Origin of the sequence: Psychroserpens sp. NJDZ02, from assembly GCF_004843725.1 — a bacterium.
GTDB lineage: Bacteria > Bacteroidota > Bacteroidia > Flavobacteriales > Flavobacteriaceae > Olleya.
This window is the reverse complement of sequence record NZ_CP039451.1, coordinates 3,120,772-3,145,353: the sequence shown is the minus strand read 5'-3', so window position 1 is coordinate 3,145,353 and position 24,582 is coordinate 3,120,772. Positions and strand designations below refer to the sequence as shown.

Below are 24,582 nucleotides of genomic sequence, written 5' to 3'. Positions count from 1 at the left end.
TTAACTATTATTTTTGTTGTTCATACTCTGCATCCCAAGCATTTCCATCGTCTCCTTTTTGACCATCCATTTTAATCATAAAGTTTTTTGCTGGAAAATAAGGTTTCATGTGTACGTCTAGAAAAATACGATCTTTCTGGTTGTGATCTTGCTCAAAACGCTTAATAGAAAAATCTTCTATTAATTTATCTGGTCCCGTAATATTATCTAAAAACTTAACAATTTGCCCCATTAACTCTTTTCTTGTCTTAGCATTAAAGTTCTCAAATGCACGACGGTTTAAGAAGTCCATTAGCACCTTAGTAACATAGTCAAATACACGAACTACAGAATAGGTTTGTAATCCTAAGTTATCTCCATTAAATAATGTTTTAGCAGAGAATGCCATTACTTTACCATACTCGTTAACCATTGGTACTAAACCAAGTTTTTCAAGTTGTGCAATTTCACTCTTCTTTAAATCAAAACGTACTCCATCAATTTCGTTAATCCCTCCAAACTTCTTACCTGCAGTTACTTGAGACATTAATGTATTGTATATTTTACCTGCTAAAGCACCTGCTGGTGGTATAAACAAATCATCTTCCTCTCCTACTTCATCAACCTTACCTCTTCCAACTAACCAGTTACAAGACATAATTACGTTAGAACGGTACTTGTCTCCTCCTGTTAAGTTTGCAGATTCAAACATTTCCATTACATCATCTGGCTCATCTAAATGCGCAAAATCCGTTACTAACATCACTTTATTATCATAGGCTATTTTTGCCCATTTTTCTACTACTTTATTTGATCCTAAATAACCAGGTATAACAAGTAAACCATAGTTATCTCTTAAATCTAAACGGTCATACGCACCATTTAATTCCTCAGAAATAGCATCTATAAATCTAGTATTATCTAAATCCTTAACTTGATCTAATTCTGCATTAACGATAGATATATTTTTAAGCTTATCTGCTTCTGTGTTTTTATAAAAAAGCGCCATAGATCTATAAGACTTCTCTAACTCACGAGTTGCGTTTATTGCTCTACCTAAGTTCTTTTTTAAAGAGACATCTGCTTCTTGAGATAGCTTCTGAGACGTTTCAACCATGTCTGAGATATCTTCAGATCCTAATAAAACAGAAGACCACATTTCTAACACTTTTTTTAATGTCTCACGCTCATCTTTTTTAGCGTTTTCCGTTAAAAAGATCTTTTTTCTCGCCTTACGCTCAGGATTCATATTTTGAATGCCTTCTACGCAAGCTTCCATTAAATCAAAACCACCGTATTTGGCTAGTTTTTCATTATTTTCTTTTAAATATTCTGAAGGATTTTCAACTGGCTGAAATCCTTGTGCTTGATTTTGAGATGCTGACATGTTTATTTGTTTTCTTCTATTTCTGTTAATAAAGCTCTAATAGACTCTAATAAAGCCTGTTTTGCTTCTGGATTTTCTAATGCCGTTTTAAGTATCTTATTTGTTTTTAATTGCTTAGCAATTTTAACGTATTGATCTTTCTCTGTACTTAAATCCTTTAAAAATTTACTTTGCTTTGTAATACCTATAGCGCCATAATCCCCAAGGTTACTAAAACTTAAATTTTCTTTTTTATTAACGCCATCAGAATCTTCAAATTCAACGTCTACATTTGGCTTATAATGCTCAAACACATCATCAATCGTTTTCAGCCCTTTTACAACCTCAGGTTTTATTGGTTGATCCTGCGTTAATTTCTCTACAAACAACGTCCTATTTTGAGGAATATCCTGAATAGCTTCTGCTGCATCAGATTTTACTTCGTTACCTCCTATTCCGTAAGTATCACTCATTTTCTTAAATTCAAATTAGATTAATAATTATGTTAAATATAAAACTATTTTTTTATTCGGTATACTATTTATTAGATATATCCCATGTTAGGGCACCTTTTTTATCTATATCTAATTTTATCGTCGCTCCTTTGGTTAATTCACCCGATATTATTTTCTTTGAAAGTGGTGACCTCAAATCTTTTCTTATTACACCACGTAATGGTCTTGCTCCATATTTGGGAGTAAACCCTTTTTTGGCAAGGTGCGTTATTGCTTTCTCTGATAAATATAAGGACATTTCTTGTTTTTCTAGTGCTTTGTGCAGGTCTTTCAATTGGATTTTGAATATTTTAGTAATAAAATCTTCCATGATAGGAGAAAAAGGAATAATCTCTGTCAATCGTCCTAAAAATTCTGGTCTAAAATGTTTACCCATCATTTCTAATAAATCATTCGATTTTGGGATATTTCCATTATTAAAAGACTCTACAATATGGTCACTTCCAATATTTGAGGTGAATAATATCACTGCATTAGAAAAATCGCCTTCTTTTCCTAAACGGTCATGTAATTTTCCTTCGTCTAATATTTGTAAAAATATATCAAATACGGAAGGATGTGCTTTTTCTATTTCATCAAACAAAACAATTGAATACGGTTTTTGGCGTATTTTATTTACCAGCAAACCTCCTTCTTCATACCCTACGTATCCTGGAGGTGCCCCATATAATAATGCTGCAGAATGCTCTTCTTTAAACTCTGACATATCAAAACGAATAATTGATGTTTCGGTTTGAAATAAAAACTCTGCTAAGGCTTTCGCTAATTCTGTTTTTCCCGTACCAGTTGGTCCCGAGAAAAAGAAAGACCCAATAGGTAGTCCAGGCTTACTTAAACCTGATCTAGATTCTAAAACAGCTTCGGTAATTACTTGTACCGCATGATCTTGACCAATCACACGTTTTTTAAGTTGATCTTCCATGTTTAACAAACGATCCTTCTCATCTGCTTGAAGTTTACCTGTCGGAATCCCTGTTTTATTAGCAATCGTTAAAGCAATATCATTTTTAGTCACCTCTTTTTTCTCTTTTGAAGCAACTTTTAATAGTTTTTTTAAAATTGAATTTAATTCCTTAAATCCTTTTGCCGATGTCGTGATATGTTCCAGTTGGTTTTCTTCTTCCAACTCGGTAAACAAAAGATAACTTAACTTATCTTTCATTTGTGTGTACATCCACTTGATTTCACTAATAGCTTCTTCTGTTGGACGCTTTTCTTCTTTTAAATCTGCGACACGCTGTTCTAATAACTCTATTTCTGCCACAGAAGTTTCGATCATAAATTTTGCTGCAGACATTGTACGATCAATCAAATCTATAGCAGAATCCGGTAAGCTACGTTCTTTATTATAACGTTGTGCTAAACGTATCGCTTCTGCAATAGTTTCATTATCTATAGATAAATCATGATGCTCCGTATAATAGGAAATCGTATTCTCTATCATTCTAAGCGCTTCAATAGGAGAAGGCTCTTCTAATGTTATGGTTTCAAATTGTCTAGACAACCCTTCATCAATTTCGATATGCTTTCTAAAGGCATCATTTGTTGCTGTCGCAATTATGGTAATTTCACCTTTAACCAATTCCGACTTTAAAATATTGACTAAACCTTGGTTACCATTTGTCTTATCTGTAATTGTATTAAGCTCATCAATTAATAAAATGGCTTTATCATGCTTCTTAACATCTTCAAGCACTTTTTTTAATCGGTCTTCAATCTCTCCTTTATATCCTGCTCCAGAAACCAAACTTATAAAGTCTAATTCAAAAATTTTAGCATCTTTTAATTGTTCAGGAATATTATCATTTAAAGTAGTATAAGTCAATCCGTTTAACATAACGGTTTTACCGACCCCTGGCTCTCCTAAAATAATAACATTCGGTTTTGAACGCCTTCCTAGGATTTCAGTTATCATTTTTATCTCGGAATCTCTTCCAGAAATAATTTCAAGCTCATCATTATTAGCTAATTCGGTTTTATTAATAGTATAATCAATACCGTTTTTTGCTTCAGTACTTACACCATTAGCTCCTTTTCCTCCAGCGTTATTAGTAGAACCATTTGACGACTTTACACTCGAATTTTTAATAATATCATCTGCCTGTAATGGGAATGTTTTTAGTTGTTCAAACGAAAACCCTACACCAGGTGTTGCTAATGCCGCCAATACACTGTGAACATTAACTTCTTCTACTCCTAATTTTAGTTTTACACTTTCCGCTTCGTTAAAAACAGCTTCTACAAAAGCATCGTGATTAGGTTTTTCCGGCACTTTATTTGTTTTAGGAAAAGATTCTAAACGTACTTCTGCCCATTCTTCTATATAATAGGCGTCAATACCGATACTTTCAAGGTATTTAAGCATACCTATATCCCTGTGTAATAATGCTTTTAATAAATGTGCTGATGAATATTCTTTGTGCGAATATTCTTTAGCTATAGATTGAGAAATGTGTATCGCTTTATTTAAAGCCTCGTCTAAGGTGTATTCCATATATTAAGTCTGTAGGTTGATGGTTTGTGGACTCAAAAATAAAAATATATAATTTATATTGATTGGTAATATAAAAACGAATAAGTGCACGGTTTTATCCATGAAAAGCACTTTTAACCAATTAAAAACATATTTAAACTAAAATCCTAAACTATTTTTGATGCCTAAAAATACGAATACTAAACTTAGATTGGCATAAATTAAAAAAATCTATTTAATTTAGAGCTCTTAAATTTTGAAACGCTACCAATAAATAACTAATGATCCAAAGACTATTTTTAATACTTATCTGTTTTAGTTTCTTTACTTGTACAGAAGACTTAACAGGTTTTGAAGGACAATGGCAATGTAATGATGCTAATGGGACCATATATACCTTCTCCAAAATAAATAAAAATTCGTATTTAATGCAATGGGGAGAAAACAATTATATTACCGGAAAGGTAACGACTAAAGGCGTTTTTGAAACTAAAAATGCTCTTTTTGCGATAGACTTTGGATTAAATCAATTGATCCTACCTGAAAATTGGGCTTGTCAAAAGGCTATAAAACTAAGTGCTATACCTAAAGAAAATAGTCTTCCAGAAACGGAAACAGATACTACCACCTCTAAATCAGAGTCTACTACCCCAATTAAAGAAGACATAAAAGAAGAGATATCTAAAACGGACACTCTTAAAATCTTAGATATAATGATAGGTAATACTAAGGTTCCTGAAAACATTGCTAGCTTGATAGCTAACGAAACCATCATTTACGATTGTTTAATAAAAAAACAAACTACTGAAGCTGGATTTAAATTAATAAGTGTAGATTTTATACAATTAAAAAAAGCTGAAGCATCTAATCAAAGCTTCTATCAAATTGTAAATTCTAATCCTAAATTAAGAACATTTTTAATTACTGATAAAACAACTTTTTTACCAAGTGAACTAAGTTTTGAGGCTTTAGAAAACTTTGTGACTTCTGATGATGATGGACAGGTCTTTAAAATTTCAACAAGAAAGGGAATCGTAATTTCATTAACAAAAACGTTTTAATTTTTAAAGTGTTTCATTAATTTTCAAAAATTGGCGCGGGGACTAGCCATGATAATAATAACATCACCACTACTCCAATTACAATAACTAATAGGTTAAATCTTCGATTATTCATAACACATAATTTATTGATGAATAGTTAAAACTGTATTGGTACGAAGCTGTTTTAATGTCGAAAATATTTTAGAACGGAATAAGCCTATTTTCCTAAAAACATCAGGCCTTTTATCTACAATACACATAATACCATCTAAATGAGAGAGGGCATAATCTTTTAATTTACAGAAAGTCCCTGCATAAAGAAGTTGTATAGGCGTCCTTAATAAAGGTTGCATGGACTTTAATATTGTTTCCAAATTATCCGAAGCATTAGCACTTAGCTTATTTTGCTTACCTAAGACTAAAATAGTAATCTGAAGATTAGTGTTTTCTAGGATATTTAAAAATTTATTAATTTCAAGAGGATTTATTTTTTCTTTAAAATCTGACGCTATCGTTAAATTATTTTTTTTACAAGCAGACGCATGAGGCGGTACTAGTAACACTGGGCAGGTTCTTATTTTGTCGACAATGTTTTTTGTTTTTTCACCTATATTATTTTCTTTTTTACTGGTTAAAATTATTAAATCAATAGACAGGGTGTTTACACTTTTTTTAATGGCGTCCAACAAGCTTAAACACTCCGATATAGCATAAAATCGATGGTTTACATATTTTAAATTTGAAGTATAGCGATCCACCAACGCCTCTAATTGTCTTATAGACTGCTGTTTTGGCTGCTCAAACCAATCATCATCTACTTGCAGCATCTGTATAGCATCAAGACTATTTGTATTATATGTGTATGTATTCAAAATATAAAAATCGCATGCTTCATCTTTAAAAAGATCAAGAACATAATCTATCGTTTGAAAACTATTCAAAGTAAAATCTATTGGAATTAATATTTTTTTCATCTTGCTTTATTTTAGATTAATAATTACTTTTATTTGACAATACATAGACGTCCTCAACACTAATTGAAAATCAATTCAATAACACTTTTTATTTACGTTGAAACTTTTCTAGCATACCATATAACATTATTTTAAAATGCTCATGCTCGTTTAAGCATGCTAAATACTGTTGCCTTTTAACCTCATGCACTTTTGCTCTATTTATATTATACTCTGTTTTACCATAGTCTAATTCCGTATTTAATTCTTGTTCGTATTTACAAAAATGAGCAGTACTTAATATTATTTTTCGTCTTAAGCCATGTATTCTATTAGGTACTGAAGCGCTTTTAACAAGCTGCTTCTCTATGACACATAAATGATCCAACTCTTTTATAGCATATTCCAACATGGTCATCCAATGACTTAATTCATTTAAATCCTTAACTATACATAACCGTCTATGCGATTCAATTTTAACATCCGCAGCTCTATTCAATTATTAATTAACTTTTAAAAACGTGAACGTGCCTTGAACTTTATTAAAAAACTCGTCTTTTAATCGTCTATACTTATCTAAATGATACAAGTAGCTTCGTCTATAACTTTCATGTTCTGTTATATAAATCATATCGCATTGTGTGTCTTCACATTCTATAATATTTAATCTAGAATTTGAATAGTTATTTAAAGCATTTAATAATGTTTCGTTTTCAATTGCTTTTTTTTCAAACTTATCGCTAACACTATTATCATCTAACTTATCACTCAGTTCATTTTTACAAATATTAATAAGGTTTGAAAGTTCTTTTTTAATATATTTTAAATGATTAATCCAATTATCAAGTTCCATAGTATTAATCTTGTGTGTAACATCTAAATTTGTATCGTGGTCAAATATTTGAATATTTTGATTTTTCATAGTAATGTTGTTTTAAATAATGACATCTATTGCTTTTAAATTCTCTTCTTTTTTTACATCAATAATTTTAATTTTTTGTTCACCACCAGGGAAACTCCAATTTATAATATCGTCTTTAGAGTATCCTAAGAGCGCCGCACCCATTGGCGCTAAAACAGATACTTTATTAAGTGTTACATTTTTCTCCATCGGGATAACAACTTGCAATTCCTTTTCCCAACCGTTATCTGATGCTATCCTTACTAGACTATTAAACCTAACAATATCCTTTGGCACGTCTTCCTCATTTACTATCTGAGCAGTTTTAAGCTCCTCAGATAGTTTTACCAGTGATTTTTTAACCTCATTATCATCTCCATAACCAGAAATATTAAGTAGACGTTTTAGGTATACATATTCTTTTTTTTCTATTATTAAACTTCCGTATTTCATCATCTTTTCTATTTAAAATCAAGGAAAAATCCCTCTTTGTATGTATGCTTTTTCAATACGACGGATAGCTATGCAAAAAGCAGCTGTACGCATATCTATGGTTTCATTAACTGCATATTCATACACCTTATTAAAAGATTCTTTCATCTTTTTATCCAATTTAGCCATCACTTCTTCTAATTGCCAGATCTCTCCATTTCGATTTTGCAACCATTCAAAATAACTACCAACAACACCTCCTGAATTGCATAAAATATCTGGTATAATAGTAATACCTCTGTCCAATAAAATCTTTTCCCCCTCTACGTTTGTCGGACCATTTGCACCTTCTGCAATTAATTTGGCTTTAATTTTTGGTGCGTTCTCTTTTGTAATTTGATTTCCTAAAGCCGCAGGGATACAGATGTCACAATTTAAAGTGAAAAACTTATTTTTATCAATAGCTTTTGAGTTTGGGTAATTAACAATACTCCCTTCATTAATTTGAGTGTATTTAAAAAGATCCTCTACGCTAATACCATTTTGATTTTCGATACTTCCAAAAGCATCCTGAACAGCGACTAATTTAGCACCATCCTTTTCTAAAAAATGAGCTGCCCAATAGCCTACATTACCAAAACCTTGAACAATAAACTTTTTATCCACTAAACTGAAACTGTTTTTTTCTGCCCAAAATTTAATTGATAAATACACACCATAACCTGTCGCTCTATCACGCCCTTCCAATCCACCACTGCCATCAGGTTTACCTGTTACGACGTGTTGATTTGCTGTACGCTCTGCAGGTGGACGCGTACTCATATATGTATCTGCAATCCAAGCCATCGTTTGACTACTAGTATTAACATCTGGTGCAGGAATATCATGTTCTGGTCCAATATTATCCGCTAAAGCAAACGTAAAACGTCTTGTAATACGCTCGAGTTCCGTTTGCGAATATTTAGATGGATCGATCTTGATCCCCCCTTTACCTCCACCATATGGCAATCCTGCTAACGATGTCTTCCAAGTCATCCACATTGCTAATGCTCTAGCCGCATCAATATCTACTGTAGGATGGTAACGCAAACCGCCTTTATAAGGCCCTAAAGCATTATTATGTTGCACTCTGTAACCTGTAAAAATCTCCACTTCCCCATTATCCATTTTTACCGGAAAATTGACTAGAATCTCATTATTGGTAATACTTAATATTTTTCTAATATTTGGATGTAGATTTATATGATCCGCAGCACTGTTAAACTGCTCCATAACATTATCCATCATACCTTTAACAGGTACTTTTTTTGTTACTTTTTTAAAATCTGCTGTTACTGTTGTCATTATTATATATTTAAATTTTATTTAAAATAGCGATTGATTATTGCTCTTTCGTGATATTTTTGTGTGATGTATCTATGGCGTGCTACACTTCCATTAGATTTTTTATCTGATGTGTTTTTTGTTCCAAAAACAGATAGTAATGCATTAAAAATCATGTTATTTATTATTAAAAAATTAGATTAAAACGAGTTCTTGCTCTGGCTGCTTTATACTAGCTGAAATAGGTTGATTTGGTTGACGCTTATCAAACTCGCTACAAGACCAAACTTTGTCTTTTTGAGCGGTTAATACACATGTGCTTTGATGCTCGCAAACTGGACAAATATTAAAATGATTCATAGTTGTAAAATTTATTATCTATTATACTTTCTAAAAAGCAATGGCTATGCCAAAACAAGATAACAACAAGACACAACAAGTCAAATCCCTTTGTATTAAAGGGATTTGACTAATATTAACTATAAATGGATATTCTGAGGAGTGAGACAATTTTACCCAGTTGAGTAAAAACGTATCAGTTGTAATTGGTTATTCTGACAGTTTTTGACGAATGGTCTTTCTGTCAATTTGAAGAATTGCAGCAGCTTTTGTTTTATTATTGTCTGTCGCTCTTAATACTTTTTCAATGTATTGCTTTTCAATAATTTTTAAAGGCTGCAAGGTTTCGGCTGAAAATTTTAAGGCATATTTTAAATGCTCTGGTAATTGCGGGACATCTATCACTTTATCGCACATAATAACAGCACGTTGGATAATATTTTCTAATTCTCTGATATTTCCTGGCCAATCGTATCGTTCTAAAATAGATAACGCCTCTGGTGTCATTTTTATAAAGCGATCCTTATATTCTACGCCATATTTAAATAAAAACTTATCTACTAAAAGCGTAATATCCTCTTTCCTATCTCTTAAAGGTGCTATTTCAATTTCCACTACCGTTAACCTATAAAACAAATCTTCTCTAAAAGTTTGCTTTTGTATCATCTCCCGTAAATCACTATTTGTGGCTGCAACAATACGGAGGTCTATCTTTTCTGCTTTTGTAGCGCCTACTTTAACCACTTCTTTTTCTTGTAACACACGTAACAATCTAGACTGCACAGCAAGTGAAGCATTTCCAATTTCATCTAAAAAAATAGTTCCCCCATTTGCTGCTTGAAAAAAGCCGTCTCTATTATTTTCTGCACCAGTAAACGCACCTTTTACATAACCAAACAGCTCTGACTCTAAAAGATTTTCTGGTATTCCGCCACAGTTTACAGCAATAAAAGGGGCGCGAGAAAACTTACCTTGATAATGAATTGCTCTTGCTACCAACTCTTTACCCGTACCACTTTCTCCTTTTATAAAAACCGTTGCTTTATTGTCTTTTACACGTTCTATAATTTGAATGACTTCATTTATCTTTTTAGACTGCCCAATAATCTCTCCATAGGCTTTATTGCTTTCTTCTGAAGACTTTTTAATCACTTTTTCTTTGGTTACTGAAAGTGGTAATGATTTATCTAAAGCTGATTTTAATTCGTCTTTTGTAAAGGGTTTGGTTAAATAATCAACCGCGCCAGATTTAATTGTTGCCAACGAGTCCTGAACAGAAGGATAACCAGTCACCACCAATTTTGGCATTTTAGGATAATGTTCTGACACAAATTTAATCAACTCAGAACCATCTAATTCTGGCATTTTTAAATCTGTTATTAATAAATCTATAGTCGAATCTCGTAAAATAGTAACGGCTTCTTTTACTGAAACCGCTTTAAAAACATGGTATTTCCAGGATTGTAGATGACGTTGTAATAATTCTAATATATTAACATCGTCATCAACTATAAGTATATTTTCCTTACGTAATTGCATAGCGTAAATTAGTGTTTTGGGAGTGTTACTGTAAATGTAGCACCTTTATTTTTATTGTTTTCTACGGTAATAGTCCCTTTGTGTGAAGACACAATACCATGCACAACACTTAAACCTAATCCAGAACCTTCCCCGATTGGTTTAGTGGTGAAAAATGGCTGAAATACTTTTTCCAAATCTTCCTGAGACAAGCCTTGACCTTCATCTGTGATTTTCAAAACAATAGTGTTTTCTGTTGTTTCTGCCTCTATAGTAACCAATCCTTCTTTTGGAGAAAAGTAAATAGCATTAATTAATAAATTGAAAATAATTTGCGTTAACTGTATTGGGTCTGCCCGTAACGACAAATCCTCTTCTTCTATTTTTACTATATATTTAACTTGTTCTTTTCTAAAAGTAGCATCTAATAAATTAATGGCATTTTTAATGTTAGGTACCAAGTTAACACGGTTCATTTCTTGAGGCATTTCGCAAGCAAAAAACATTAATTTTTTAACCACTTCCCTAGAAAAGATAGCGTTTTTAATAATTTTATCGACATCATTTAGAGACTTCGTATCTTCTAAATCGTCTTGTAGTAGCTCTGCAAAACCTAAAATATTAGCTAAAGGCGTATTCAACTCGTGTGCTATTCCTGCAGTAATTTCGCCTAAAATAGCTAAACGATCCGTGCGTTCCATTTGACGTTTTAAGGACGTTTCATTTTTCTGAATTTCTAAACGTTCTAAAAAACTCCCTAACTTGAGGGCAATGTTATCTAACAATAGTTGCTCTTCGGTTAAAAAGGCTATGTTCTTGTTGTCTTTTTCAAACAAATAGGCCTTTATTTCTCCTTTAACCTCATTAAACAATCGTACTTCTGCTTGAATAATATTAGTGTTGTCTAGTGCATTTAAAGTTGAAATAATATGGGTTTGTGTTGTAATTTCAATTTCGGTGTAATCAGGATATTGAAATGCTTTTTTTATACTAAACACAATGGCTTGTAATGTATCCTCTAGCAATTCTGCATTTGCATTCCCTATTATTGACGAGACTTCATAAAGGCATGTTAGCTCTTTTATACGTTCTTTTAAAGCTTGTTCTGTTGTATTCATCTGCTTTTGTTTAATAACAAGTATTTCGGCTTAACAAACCCTTTATAAAATCAGACTAAATACTTTATATAAAGTTGCGTCTTTAACTTTTAAACCATGTGTACTTTGAATGAAACTAAAATTAAGCAATTTTCAAAACACAATACGTAATGTTTAACATATTACTTTGGATTGACTAATAGTAACCACAAAAAAACACAATCCGAATGACTTTGGATTGTGTTTTTTTAGTATTAAATATTTGTACCTATAGTATCTTCCTACTTTATATACTTTTTTAGTAATTTTTTAAGAAGTCCTACGTCTTCATTTTTATCTCTAATCAAATTCTTTTTATCATCTGTTTCAAATAAAGCATAATCAATGGTAATTACATTGATATCCTTTTTTGCTAACATTTCTTTTCTTCTATGATTATATTTTTCTATTTGCTGACCTCTTGTAATACCACTTACAGTCAACTCTTCTAGCTTTGCTAATTGCGCTTCTGTTTTATTTTTCTTTTCAGCAAATTCAATTACTAAATTAGCCTCTTCATAAAAAGCTGCTAATGGTAATAATGTTCTTGTTTTACCTTTTTTGTGCATGTCTCCAAATAACCAAGAAAACGTGTGCTTACGCGAAGCTGCTTCTTTCAAAATCTCATCACAAAGTGTAACAATGTAAAACTCGTCTGTACTTTCTCTTTTTGCTTTTGCGACATCCTTTTTAGACACCGCAGTTATAGCTTCATTTTTAGGAAACTTAGCGCCTTCTCTTACAAAATACCAGTACACCGCGGTATCTGTTCTTTCTGGGTGTAATAGCGGGATTGTGTCTAGAGCATTATCTTTATCCAAAGCACGTAATACTTTACGAAGTGGTAATCCTTTTTTTTGATCCTTTACAAAAACACCTGCTTGTACGAGATCTGACATGATCTGTTTTGCTGGTATCCAATCTACATCTGTATGCGTATTAAAATAGTTTTCTACTACTTTATTTATTTGTGTTACTGTGTCTTCGTTATTACGACTTCTATCCATGATTGTAATTTATTATACTATTTGTATTAACTACAAATAAAACGCTGCAAGATAAGCCAATATTTTTTTGAAATAATTATACTACTAGTTTAATTGACTTTTAATTATCATAAATTTAAAAACCTCCTATCTAACTACTGAATAGGAGGTTTTACTCAAACTAAAAAAAAACTACTACTAATATTTATTTTATATTAAGGTTTAAAGAAAAGACTGCTATAGAAGACCCAATAATACTACCTACTAATTTTTCTCCCCAAATTTCAATATAATCTCCTGGCTCTAACTCTACTGTTCCTGAAATTGAATTACTTGTAATATCAGCTAAAACATTAACTCTCATAAGTGTATTGGTTTCGGTTAGAGTCGTCGTTCCATTTTTTCTTATAAAAAAGGCATAATAATCTCCTAAATTAATGTTTCCTCTAACAGATAACGATCCACTTATTTGAAATGTTCTAGTTTTTTTCCCCTCATAAAGCAATCTATTATTTTGAGGAGACGATACTCTTAACAAATTTACTGTCGTTGTCGTATTTGAATTACTATTTCCTGATAAATTAAAAGCCACCCCATTTGTAACATTTTGTAAAAACCCACTAGTGATAGCTCCATTATAATATAAATGGCCCGTAGCCAATTGATCTGACTCTGCAGGCAATCCTGGACAGTCTACTGACCAACTATTATCAAAATTATATCCTGGATACGATCCTACTGTGTAACCATTTATATACTGCGTACTAGTCCCACTAAAACTAGCCCCTGTCAATATTCCATTGGCTACTGTCGGATTACTACTAATATCGACACCAATAGCTGATCCGTTTACTTCAGAAAAACCACCCTGTTTCTCAATAATATTAAAAGTTCCTGTAAATGTCTCATAGGTTCCAGTATTTGTATAGGACCAACCTTGATTGTTTAATAATAAATCATAAATATCGTTAAAAATTATTCCTGTTGTATTGCCTGAATATTGAACAATGCTAAAAAAAACTAAACCATATCCCGAAATAGACCCAACTGATCCTGAATTTGCGACCACACTATCTCTTAAAGTTAGACGACTTGTACTACTTCCCGACATATTAAAGATAGCTCCTCCTGGTGCAGAGAGCGTCAAATCTTTTATACTACCTCCTGCAGTACCTGTAAACATGGCCCCTCCTGTTTTTATCAAAATATCCTCATTGGTGTCCACACCTTTTACAAATGCATTATTCAAATTTATAGAGAAAGCTAACATGATTGTTCCATTAATTTCATACAAGGTATTTGATGATAATAAATACTCGCTTCCACCACCTGCTGCAAGCTCATCAGCTAAATCAGCTTCTGATTTAATTAATTTATGGTTATCTCGTTTCTCAGCATCCATTTTTTCCCATGTACTCACTTCGTAATAATAAAAAGCACTTTCTGTTGTATCATAGACCAATAAACCATCGGCAGGACTTACAATTGCCATTCTCTGGGCAGAGGTTAACCTTGGTGCCAATATCCCTTTATCTGTAGAGTTAATATCTAGAACAGCAGAAGGATCTGGAGTAGTAGTCCCTATTCCCACTTGAGAAAAGGCAATGGAATTTAAACTAAGTGTCACTGCAAATAGTAGCGTTTTAAAATTTCTCATAATTAAGTAGGTTTTAATAAGTTAATAAGGAGGTTATAATTATCTCGCAACTAAGTTTAAAGATACAGATAGTAAATTTCCTGTACCGCTAAAGCGTTCCACCCAAACTTCAACATAGTCATTGGGTAATAATTCAACAGTACCTACTATAGGTAAAGCACCAACATCATTATTAGCTCCGACTTCTCTATACACCTTAGTTTCTTCTATAATAGTACCGTTTTTACTCAAATAAAATATAAAAATATTATTACTGCTATTACCTTGAAAAGATAAACTGGCAGATATACTAAAATATCTTTTTTTATTACCTTCATAAGTAATCCTGTTGTTTACTGCTGAATTAAATCTAAATAAATTAGTTGACGTTGTATTTCCTTCTAATTTTTTTCTACTAGATGTTCCTGTGCCTGTAAATGTTGTAGACGCACCTGATCCAACTATATAATCTAAATTAATATTACCTGTAGCGCTACCATCTCTTTCAACAGGAATACCTGGACAGTCTACATCCCAATCCGTTGAAAAATTATAACCAGAATAGGTGCCAGTAGTATAACCAATAACATGATTTCCTATACCCGAAAAACTTACCCCAACTAAAGATGCTGAATTAGTAATTACAGGGTTAGCACTGACATCCAATCCCACTTCTCCTGCATCTGCCACGACCCGACCATTTGCAATTTGTACATTAGCAAATGTTCCTGAGAGCGTTAAATAAGTACCACCATTACTGTCTGGCCAAAACCCTTTATCTAAATAAAAGCTATTTATGTCTGACACATTTAAACCGTTAGCTGAAGACAACGATTGAAAGACTTCAAAATAAACGGTATTTAAATTACTTAAAGTCCCTATTGACGAAGCCCCTAATACAACAACACTATAAAATATAACATTTTCTGATCCTGACCCTGTAATATCAAATAACTGCTGTGCATTACCATTAATAAGTAAATCTTTTACACGCCCCCCTTTAACTCCACTAAACAAAGCAGCACCCGAATTATTTAAAATAATATCTTCTCCGGTATCATGCCCTCGTAAATAAGCATCATTTAAATCTATTGGAAAGTCAAAAAGTATAGTACCATTAATTTCATACATATAATTCTCATCTAATTGATATTTTGATCCACCACCAGCAATTAACTCATCAGCCAAATCTGTTATATTCTTAACCAATTTATAATTATTTCTTTTTTCTGCCGACTCTAATGGCACCCATGCACTACTATCATAAAAATAAAAGAGATCTTCGTCTATATCAAAAACTAAAAGACCTTCAGCAGGACTTACTATTGTTACTCTTTGAGCTGACGTCATTCTTGGAGCTAACATCCCTTTTTCTGTAGAACTAATATCCAATACTGAGGAAGCATCAGGAATAATAGTACCTATTCCAACCTGAGAAAAGACATTATTATTTAGACTAAAAAAAGTAATAAAAAGGAGTGTTTTTAATATAAAGTTATTCATAGTTAGTAAGTTACGATTTTAAACTTATATAATAGATTAGTTTGAGATATAAGTTAGTTAGCGATATTTTTTATTTTTATACTTATACTTATACTTTTTATTGTTTGTTTATTATTAAAAAGCATAGTTTTTTACTCTTCTTCGTTCTCATCAAAAGTTATAGTCTTAAAAACTTCTTGTATGGTCACTGTTCCAGAAAACACACCTCCTAACTCATTAAAAACAGGAGCCACTATAACACTGTAAAATATATTTTTTCCTTTGGAGTTATATTTAGAAGTCTCAAAACGATTAGGCACTTTATTTCTAAAGGCGGCATCTATATTTTTTTTAAAAAATTCAAAAATGCTCATTTCGATGTGATCATATAGATAAGTGTCAATTAAATCTGCTTTTTTGACATCACAAAAATCTTTATTAGCATTTAAAATTTTACCATGCTTAGTAATAGAAAATACATTAAAGGGAAGGCTTTCAATAAAATCCAGCGCTTCCGTTTTTGCTTGTAATAAAGCATTATTGTCTTCGTAAAGATTAGTGACATCCTTATACAAACCCAGAAATTTTGTTTGCCTATCAATATCACATTCTATAGGTATTATAGTAGCCTCTAGCCAAATCGTCTTTTTACTTTCAAGTGTTTCTGTTAAAACGCCTGTCCATCTATGACCCATTTTTAAGGTTCTCCATAAATCCTTATACACTGCACCGGTATGCAAATGTGATTTTAATAATTCATGAGCTTCCCCGCTAACTCTGTTTACTCTCCGCTCTATTGTATTGCAGTAATTGTCGTTTGCATACTCGACCCTCCCTAATGAATCTGTAATAGTAATTAATGAATTATCTTTAATTAAAGATAAAACATCATGGTTTAAGTCGTGTGATAAGTAGTATTTAATCGCTTCCATAAAAAGTGTTTTTTGATTGTAAACAATATTGTTCTGCCGACCTTATTTCATCACATATAACATGCGGTGTAATCGGGTCGTATATCCTCTTGTAAGAGGCTATTAATAAATTAGTTGCTATTGAATTAGTTATAAATGCTTCTGAAATTCTTAATTTTAGTAATTCACTAGAATTAGCTAAAAAATTTGCTGCGTCTGCCGAAAAAGACCCACGAAATCCTCTGATATCTATTATAAATGACATAGGCTTCCCATTACATAATGTAACGACTATATCTATAAATTTTTTTGCTGTTTTTAAATCTAAATTGTAAAAACTCTCATTATTATTAAATTGAAAAAAAACAACATCATCATAATGTGCTAAAAATTTTCCGTGTCCAAAGGCTACCGAGTTTTTCATAATAGACTATTTTAGTTTAGTGAATTATAAGCCCTGTTATCATTTTTACAATATTTAATTGCTGCGCTAAAATCTTTAAAAATCAAATCTGGAATAGAAGGATTACAGATAAAACTATGTAGATCCAGAAGTAATTTTAATTTATAAGAGCTGACTAAAAATGTTTTTGATAGTGCCATTGATTTTAATAACCTGCTTTTTGACAAATACCTAAATACCTTTATTGATGTCGCGGAGTTTAAGTCTTCTAGATTAAATAGTATAGGCATGTGCACATCTCTAGATAATCTAAAAACAGCATTCAAGAAAATATTATCAATATCCTCTGCATCACGTACGCCATCAAAATCATTAAATATTTTGCAATAGATCACATTTTGATCTACCCAAAATTTAAAATTGTCTGTTAGTTTTTCGTTTTGCATAACTATCTATTTGAAAAACAGGATTCAATACAGATGCCAAAAATGAAATAACAGAAATAAAAAATCACAAAACACTAATAACCAGTGTTTTGTGATTTTGTTTTTAATTTTAGAAACTAAATAAAGTGTCGGAATACCGTGTAGAAATAAAGACGAAAAAGACTATCCACGGAATACCGTTACTTTTTCTTTGGCTTTTTTATCTCTAATTTGCTCATTTTATCACGTAAAGTACTAGGTTTTAGTCCTAAAATATCAGAAGCACTTTTTGGCCCGCTAATTTTCCATTGACACTCTTCCAGAACTTGAAGTATATGATTACGTAAAACAGAATCTAAAGACAAGTCGACCACATTAATACGTTGTTTAGTAATTTGATTAGAAGATTCAAAACCTGGAATGTTCAAAGTCTCACTTGTAGATAATATGGATGCCCGTTCTATTAAGTTTTCCAGTTCTCTAATATTCCCTGGCCAATTATAGGCTTTTAACTGACTCATAGCGTCATCAGGTATATACTTAATCGTTTTATCGTAGGCTTTATTAAATTTATCCACAAAATGTTCTACAAGTAGTGGGATGTCATCCTTTCTTTTTCTTAAAGGAGGCACTTCAATTGGAAAGACATTAAGTCTAAAATATAAATCTTCTCTAAATTGTTTCTTTTCAATTTCTTCCAAAAGATTCCTGTTAGTCGCTGCTATGATTCTTGCGTCTATCTTTTTGGAAACCGAGCCACCAACGACTTCAATCTCTCCTTCTTGTAAAAATCTTAAAATTTTAGGCTGCATATCTAAAGGCAATTCTCCTATTTCATCTAAAAATAACGTTCCCCCATCTGCTAATTCAAACTTACCGACTTTATCACTAAACGCTCCGGTAAACGATCCTTTTTTATGGCCAAACAATTCACTTTCAATTAACTCTCTTGGTATTGCAGAACAATTGACTTTAATTAATGGTTTATTACTTCTAGGACTTGTTTTGTGTAATGCTCTAGCCAATAACTCTTTTCCGGTCCCTGACTCTCCTAATAATAAAACGGTTGCTTTTGTAGGCGCTACTTTTTCAATTTCGTTTAAAACATTACTAAACTCTACACTTCCATAGACCATTTCTTCATAGTTAAACACTAAATCTAATTCATTTCTTAAGTATACGTTTTCTTGTTCTAATTGATTTCTTAATTTACTTAGCTCTTTATTAGCCTCCAAAAGCTGCGTATTAGTTTGGGCTATTTTATTTTCTGCTAAAGTCCGCTCTTTACTCTCTACCATTAATGATACAATACTAGCTATAGAAGTTGCAAAACTTTCGTCATCATTAGTAAACACACGTTTAGGAGTGGTACTTTCAAAACTAATGATACCATAATTATTATATCGACCATAAATTACAACGTCAATACGTGAAGAAATATTAAATGGGATAAAGAAGGTTTCCGAAAATGCTTTAGTTATCGGATTATTGACAACATCCGCAATGTTTATGCTATTTCGATCCTCAAAGACTTCAAAATACTTCGGAAAATCATTTTTTCTAATAGTTAATCCTTCAGTTTCATATTCTTGACTAATCGCATTATAAAACTGTTTGCTCAACAATTCCGTTTTCTCTTTTTTATACTCCCAGATTGTAACTAAATCGACATTTAATGCTGTTGCTGCTGTTGCTGTTATCTTTTTTAATGACAACTCAAAATCTTCACCAATTAGATTAGCCAATTCTATTATAGTATTTTTTCTTTGGTCTGATTTTATAATATTTTCTTTTAAAATATTTTCTGCTTTTACACGTATTGTGATATCATTAATGGTTGTAAAATAAGCCATGACTTTACCTTCACTGTTTCTAATCACAGAATCTGATAACGTGCATGGAAATCGATCTCCATTTTTACGCATCAAAATAGCATGTTTAACCACTCCTAAACTTTGCAATGGGTTATCAAATGCTTTATAAATATTATCATACTCTTCTGGTGGCCAATACGGAAAAGGTGCTTTTATACCAACCAATTCCTCTTCAGTAAATCCCGTCATTTCGCATAACGCTGGATTAACTTTTATATGAACACCTTCCAAATTAACTACAGACAACCCCTCTCTTAATGATGTCACTAATTTTTCAGAAAATTCTTTTTCGGATCTTAATTCTGTTTCTGCAATTTTTCGCTCCGTGCTTTCTAATATTAGAGACACAATACTTGCTATTGAAGTAGCAAATTCTTGATCTTCTGCCGCCCATTGTTTTAAGGGTAAGCCTACATTTTCAAAACAAATAACACCATAGTATCCTGTAGCACTATTAATAAACACATCCATAAGAGAAGTGATATTATTAGGCCCTAAATAACTCTTTAAAGACTGTTTTGTTATCTTATTATTTTGAGCATCAGAAATTAGTATGGTTTGATTTAGATCTAACGCTTTAAAATATGCCGGATTATCTTCATACTTAAAAACAGCTCCAGAACTATATTTACTATCTTCTAATGTATATAATTTCTCGCAGGTTAACTGATTCTTAGCGTTGTTAAAACTCCATACACCAACTCTTTTTATATTTAACGTTTTTGCAGCTAGTTTTGTTATCTCATCTAATGATGTGTCTAAGTCTTGCCCCACTAAATTAGCAAGTTTTAATATAACGTCCTTCTTTTCTGTAGATTTTATTGCGATGTCTTTTAACGTCTCCTTCAATTTTTCATCTTCGGAAATATCCTTAACTGTTGCAAATACAGCTACAATCTCTCCTGAGTCGTTTTTTATATTACCTGATAAAAATGAAGCAATAAATTTTACTCCATTTTTTCTTATAAACTCTAACTGAAATGAGGGTGCCTCACCTTTAGTTAACATTTGTTCAATGTCATTAATTTTATTCAAATCTTCAGGCTTAACAAACGGATAGGGTAAGGTCATCCCTAATAACTCTTGCTCCAAATACCCCAACATATTACATAGCGATTCATTTACTTTTATAATTTTACTTGTTACATCTAGTAACAGCAATCCTTCTTGCAAGGACATTACCAAGTTGTCCGTAAACTCGTTGATTAATTTTAATTCTATTTCTGCTTTTTTACGCTCCGTAATATCTTGAATAGTACCTATAAAATTAGTCGCTTTACTATTAGCATACACGATTTCTCCTAAACCATGAATCCATTTTAACTCCTTTTTATCTTTAGTTATAATACGATATTGTTCATCAAACTTTTGTTTGAACATTTGGCTTTTTACAACACCATCCTTAATAAGAATCTTATCTTCTGGATGTACTATTGATTTCCAAAGATTAAAATCTATAATCGCATCATATTCTACACCTATAATATCTTTAAAAGTATCAGAAGTCTCCCCAGTTAATTTTTTTATATCTAAATTAAAACTTCCTGTTTTTGCTATTTTTTGAGCTACTTTTAACGATCTTTCACTTTCTTGAAGTTTTATTTCCGAATGTTTACGAAGCGTAATATCCTGAATTGTACCTATCAGTTTTATTGCCCTCCCTTCGTTGTCAAATATCAATTCGCCTATACCAAGTACCCAAATTTCTGCTTTGGTATTTAATTTAACAACCCTATATTCTTTATTAAATTTTGATTTATTTAATATACAATCGTGAAAATAATTTAACATTTCTTCCCGCTCCTCTGGATGGATACGATCATTCCAACTATTTACTGTTTTCAAATAGGATTTGTCTATTCCTAAAATAGTATCTAATACCGCCGACCCTTCCCAAGTCATTGCTTGTAGATCTACATTATAAGACCCTATATTACCAACGATTTGAGATTGTCTTAAGTCATATTCACTCTCTTGTAATTTTATTTCTGCTATTTTACGATCCGTAATATCTTGACTTGTACCAATAACCTTTGAAGGATTGCCTTCTTTATCTAAAATTAATTCACCAATTTCATACACCCAAATAATTTCCTTAGTGTCTACTTTTATGATGCGATACTCTTTATTAAACTTCTCTTGATTTATAATACAATCCTTAAAATATTTTTCTATTTCTTTTCTTTCGTCAGGATGAATAATAGTATTCCAATTTTCGATATTTTTTACAAATGATGCATCTATACCTAAAATATTATCTAAGACAGAAGAACATTCCCAAGTCTTGGTATTAAGATCAATCGTATACGATCCAATATTACCAACTTTTTGAGACTGCCTTAAATTATACTCACTTTCTTGTAATTTTAACTCTGATTGTTTACGATTAGTAATATCTTGTATGGTACCAATTAATTTTATAGGATTATCCTCCTTATCTAAAATTAATTCTCCTATACCGTGTACCCAAACTTCTTTTTTTGTATCAAACTTTAAAATGCGATATTCTTTATCAAATTTTAAATTATTTGAGATACAATTTTCTAAATAACTACGTAATTCATCTCTATCCTCAGGATGGATGCGCTCTCCCCAACCATCCATTGTTTTATCATACGTTTGGTCGATACCAAAAACACTATACAACACTATAGAACCTGTCCAAGTCATAGAAGCTAAGTCTATAGCATAAGATCCTATATTACCTACTATTTGGGATTGTCTTAAATTAAATTCACTTTCTTGAATTTTCACCTCAGCTTTCTTACGCTCTGTAATATCTTGAGAAGTCCCAATTACTTTGATTACATCTCCATCAGCATCAAGTACTAATTCTCCAATCGCATGTACCCAAATTTCTTTTTTACTAGCTATTGTTATTGCTTTATATTCAATATCTAATTTTTTCTTATTTACAATACAATCTTTATAATACGCTATCACTTTTTCTCTTTGATCTTGATGAATAATAGCACGCCACCCATCAAGATCCCTTACGTACGTTTTTTCAATTTCAAAAATCTCATCTAGTATATCAGAACTTTCCCATGAATTTAACAGCAAATCTATAGTATAAGTCCCAATACGTGCAACGATTTGTGATTGTCTTAAATTGAATTCACTTTCTTGCAATTTTATTACAGATTGTTTGCGCTCTGTAATATCTTGAGTTGTTCCAATAATTTTTACAGGATTTGTGTTACCATCAAAAAGAAATTCTCCGATACTATGGACCCAAATAACAGCTTTAGTATCCTCCTTTACAACTCTATATTCTCGATCAATTTTCCTGTTATTTTGAATACAATATTCTAAATAACTCAGCATTTGACTTCTATCTTCAGAGTGAATAATCCTTCCCCAATTCTTCATTGTTCTGGAAAATGAGGCATCAATACCAAAAACATTATTTAACGCCTCTGTGCACTCCCATGTCCTTGTAATAAGATCCATTGTAAAAGAACCAATATTAGCGACTATTTGTGATTGTCTTAGATTATATTCGCTTTCTAAAAGTTTTATTTCATCTTTCTTACGCTCTGTTATATCGCGTCCAATAGATAATATTCTGCCATCTTTTTGTTTTTTTGCAGAAATCTCTACATCTATAAGAGACTTATTTTTACAAATTAACTGTCTTTCAAAAATAACAGCTATTCCTTTAATAATTTGATTATAAATTTCTGGAGTTTCAATAATATTACCAACAATAATATCTTGCAGTTTTAATTTTGAAAACTCTTTACTAGTATATCCTAATATTGTGTGAGTTGCTCTATTAAAATCATGTATTTGACCATCAAAGGTGTACGTTAAAATTGCATCACTGGCTTGATTAACTAAAGCCCTATAGGACTCTTCTTTTTTCTTAATCTCCTCTAAGATATTAGACTTTACAATTGCAATTTTTGCTAAATTGACTGCAGAGTGTAACTCTCTAATATTTTCTAAAGACGGTGATTTAATAGCATTACTATAAATAGCGAACGTCCCAAAAACAGTTTTTTTCTCAGAAAGAATAGGTATTGACCAACATGATTTTAAATTATGACTTAAAGCCAAATCTTTATAATCTACCCACAATTTATCTGTACTTATATCTGATACAATTATTGGTTTTTTAGTAAATGCTGCAGTACCACAAGACCCGACCTGTTTTCCTATTTCTAATTTTTTAATAGCTAACCCGTATCCTTTTGGGAGTTTTGGCGCCGAAATAAGGTTTAAATGAGTCCCATTTTGATCTAATAAACTAATAGCCACCATTAAACCCTGGTTATGAGACTGGAAATTATCGATAATGTGATTAAACACCTTTTTTATGGGAGTGTTGTTTGCTATTAAATCTAAAATTATATTTTCGTCAACCAGTTTTTGCTCTATCGTTTTACGTTCAAAAACCTCTTTCTCTAAGTCTGAATTTTTCTGTTCTAATTTACTAATCAATCGTTTACTATAAAGTTTTAAAACTTCTTGATCCGTAAATTGTTCTTTATTTTCAGGTATGGTCACCTTATGATCGACATCCAATAACTTTTGAATTAACTCTAAAATGACATCAGGGTCTGTGGGTTTTCTTAAAAAGTGAGCAGCTCCTAATTTTAAAGCAAAATCTTCATCTGTTTTCTCCGTATATGTGGACGTATAAAAGACAAATGGAATATCTTTAAATCGCTCGTCTTTTTTACAAGCCTGGCACAACATGTAACCATCCATTACGGGCATTAAAATATCAGATACAATTAAATCCACTGTAGTGTTTTCTAATTGGTCTAATGCAACTTTACCGTCTTTAGCTTCAATAACTTTATACCCTGCTTTATCTAAAACTACGCGCAGTAAGTAAAGATTCTCAAATATATCATCTACTATTAATATCGTCTTCAT

At 31.7% G+C, this 24,582-nt stretch carries 20 protein-coding genes; 1 reads left to right on the top strand and 19 read right to left on the bottom strand.

What is annotated here, in order from left to right:
• Positions 1-7: 7 nt before the first annotated feature.
• The 3 genes from E9099_RS13795 to E9099_RS13785 form a co-directional block, all read right to left on the bottom strand.
• Positions 8-1,366 (bottom strand): DUF5458 family protein, encoded by a 1,359-nt coding sequence (locus tag E9099_RS13795; protein WP_136584127.1) that lies wholly within the window; start codon positions 1,364-1,366, stop codon positions 8-10.
• Positions 1,367-1,368: 2 nt separating this feature from the next.
• Positions 1,369-1,818 carry a hypothetical protein gene (locus E9099_RS13790; protein WP_136584126.1) on the bottom strand — a complete coding sequence of 150 codons (450 nt, stop codon included), beginning with the start codon at positions 1,816-1,818 and terminating at the stop codon, positions 1,369-1,371.
• Between the two features lie 64 nt (positions 1,819-1,882).
• Positions 1,883-4,354, bottom strand: a complete 2,472-nt coding sequence (locus tag E9099_RS13785) for an ATP-dependent Clp protease ATP-binding subunit (RefSeq protein ID WP_136584125.1) — start codon at positions 4,352-4,354, stop codon at positions 1,883-1,885.
• Positions 4,355-4,614: 260 nt separating this feature from the next.
• Between E9099_RS13785 and E9099_RS13780 the strand changes: the two genes are divergently transcribed.
• Positions 4,615-5,394, top strand: coding sequence for a hypothetical protein (locus E9099_RS13780; protein WP_136584124.1), 780 nt, complete (start codon positions 4,615-4,617; stop codon positions 5,392-5,394).
• A gap of 125 nt (positions 5,395-5,519) precedes the next feature.
• On the opposite strand, the gene E9099_RS13775 is transcribed toward E9099_RS13780, so the two are convergent.
• From E9099_RS13775 to E9099_RS19540, 16 genes are all read right to left on the bottom strand, one after another.
• Positions 5,520-6,350 carry a universal stress protein gene (locus tag E9099_RS13775; protein ID WP_136584123.1) on the bottom strand — a complete coding sequence of 277 codons (831 nt, stop codon included), beginning with the start codon at positions 6,348-6,350 and terminating at the stop codon, positions 5,520-5,522.
• A gap of 88 nt (positions 6,351-6,438) precedes the next feature.
• A complete protein-coding gene (locus E9099_RS13770) occupies positions 6,439-6,828 on the bottom strand; it encodes a hypothetical protein (protein ID WP_136584122.1) in 390 nt (129 codons plus the stop codon).
• A gap of 3 nt (positions 6,829-6,831) precedes the next feature.
• Complete coding sequence (locus E9099_RS13765) at positions 6,832-7,251, bottom strand: hypothetical protein (RefSeq protein WP_136584121.1); 420 nt, start codon at positions 7,249-7,251, stop codon at positions 6,832-6,834.
• A gap of 12 nt (positions 7,252-7,263) precedes the next feature.
• Positions 7,264-7,686 carry a GreA/GreB family elongation factor gene (locus E9099_RS13760; RefSeq protein WP_317130622.1) on the bottom strand — a complete coding sequence of 141 codons (423 nt, stop codon included), beginning with the start codon at positions 7,684-7,686 and terminating at the stop codon, positions 7,264-7,266.
• Between the two features lie 15 nt (positions 7,687-7,701).
• Positions 7,702-9,006: a Glu/Leu/Phe/Val family dehydrogenase gene (locus E9099_RS13755; protein WP_136584120.1), complete on the bottom strand. Its 1,305-nt coding sequence runs from the start codon at positions 9,004-9,006 to the stop codon at positions 7,702-7,704.
• A 17-nt stretch (positions 9,007-9,023) separates the two neighbouring features.
• Entirely contained in the window at positions 9,024-9,161 is a 138-nt protein-coding gene (locus tag E9099_RS19250; protein ID WP_168800757.1) for a hypothetical protein, read from the bottom strand.
• 19 nt (positions 9,162-9,180) lie between these two features.
• Positions 9,181-9,345: a hypothetical protein gene (locus E9099_RS19245; protein ID WP_168800756.1), complete on the bottom strand. Its 165-nt coding sequence runs from the start codon at positions 9,343-9,345 to the stop codon at positions 9,181-9,183.
• Between the two features lie 189 nt (positions 9,346-9,534).
• On the bottom strand, positions 9,535-10,863 hold the full coding sequence (locus E9099_RS13750; RefSeq protein ID WP_136584119.1) for a sigma-54-dependent transcriptional regulator: 1,329 nt from the start codon (positions 10,861-10,863) through the stop codon (positions 9,535-9,537).
• 8 nt (positions 10,864-10,871) lie between these two features.
• Positions 10,872-11,960: a sensor histidine kinase gene (locus E9099_RS13745; protein ID WP_136584118.1), complete on the bottom strand. Its 1,089-nt coding sequence runs from the start codon at positions 11,958-11,960 to the stop codon at positions 10,872-10,874.
• A 260-nt stretch (positions 11,961-12,220) separates the two neighbouring features.
• A complete protein-coding gene (locus E9099_RS13740) occupies positions 12,221-12,985 on the bottom strand; it encodes a hypothetical protein (RefSeq protein ID WP_136584117.1) in 765 nt (254 codons plus the stop codon).
• 184 nt (positions 12,986-13,169) lie between these two features.
• A complete protein-coding gene (locus tag E9099_RS13735) occupies positions 13,170-14,621 on the bottom strand; it encodes a hypothetical protein (RefSeq protein ID WP_136584116.1) in 1,452 nt (483 codons plus the stop codon).
• Between the two features lie 39 nt (positions 14,622-14,660).
• The gene (locus tag E9099_RS13730) at positions 14,661-16,103 is read right to left on the bottom strand and encodes a cell wall anchor protein (RefSeq protein ID WP_136584115.1); all 1,443 of its coding nucleotides are present in this window, start codon (positions 16,101-16,103) and stop codon (positions 14,661-14,663) included.
• A gap of 131 nt (positions 16,104-16,234) precedes the next feature.
• A complete protein-coding gene (locus E9099_RS13725) occupies positions 16,235-17,014 on the bottom strand; it encodes a PAS domain-containing protein (RefSeq protein WP_136584114.1) in 780 nt (259 codons plus the stop codon).
• Positions 17,001-17,417, bottom strand: a complete 417-nt coding sequence (locus E9099_RS13720; protein WP_136584113.1) for a hypothetical protein — start codon at positions 17,415-17,417, stop codon at positions 17,001-17,003. Before E9099_RS13720 ends, E9099_RS13725 begins: the two co-directional genes overlap by 14 nt.
• 11 nt (positions 17,418-17,428) lie before the next feature.
• Positions 17,429-17,842, bottom strand: coding sequence for a hypothetical protein (locus E9099_RS13715; protein ID WP_136584112.1), 414 nt, complete (start codon positions 17,840-17,842; stop codon positions 17,429-17,431).
• 179 nt (positions 17,843-18,021) lie between these two features.
• The gene (locus tag E9099_RS19540) at positions 18,022-24,582 is read right to left on the bottom strand and encodes a PAS domain S-box protein (protein ID WP_240788901.1); all 6,561 of its coding nucleotides are present in this window, start codon (positions 24,580-24,582) and stop codon (positions 18,022-18,024) included.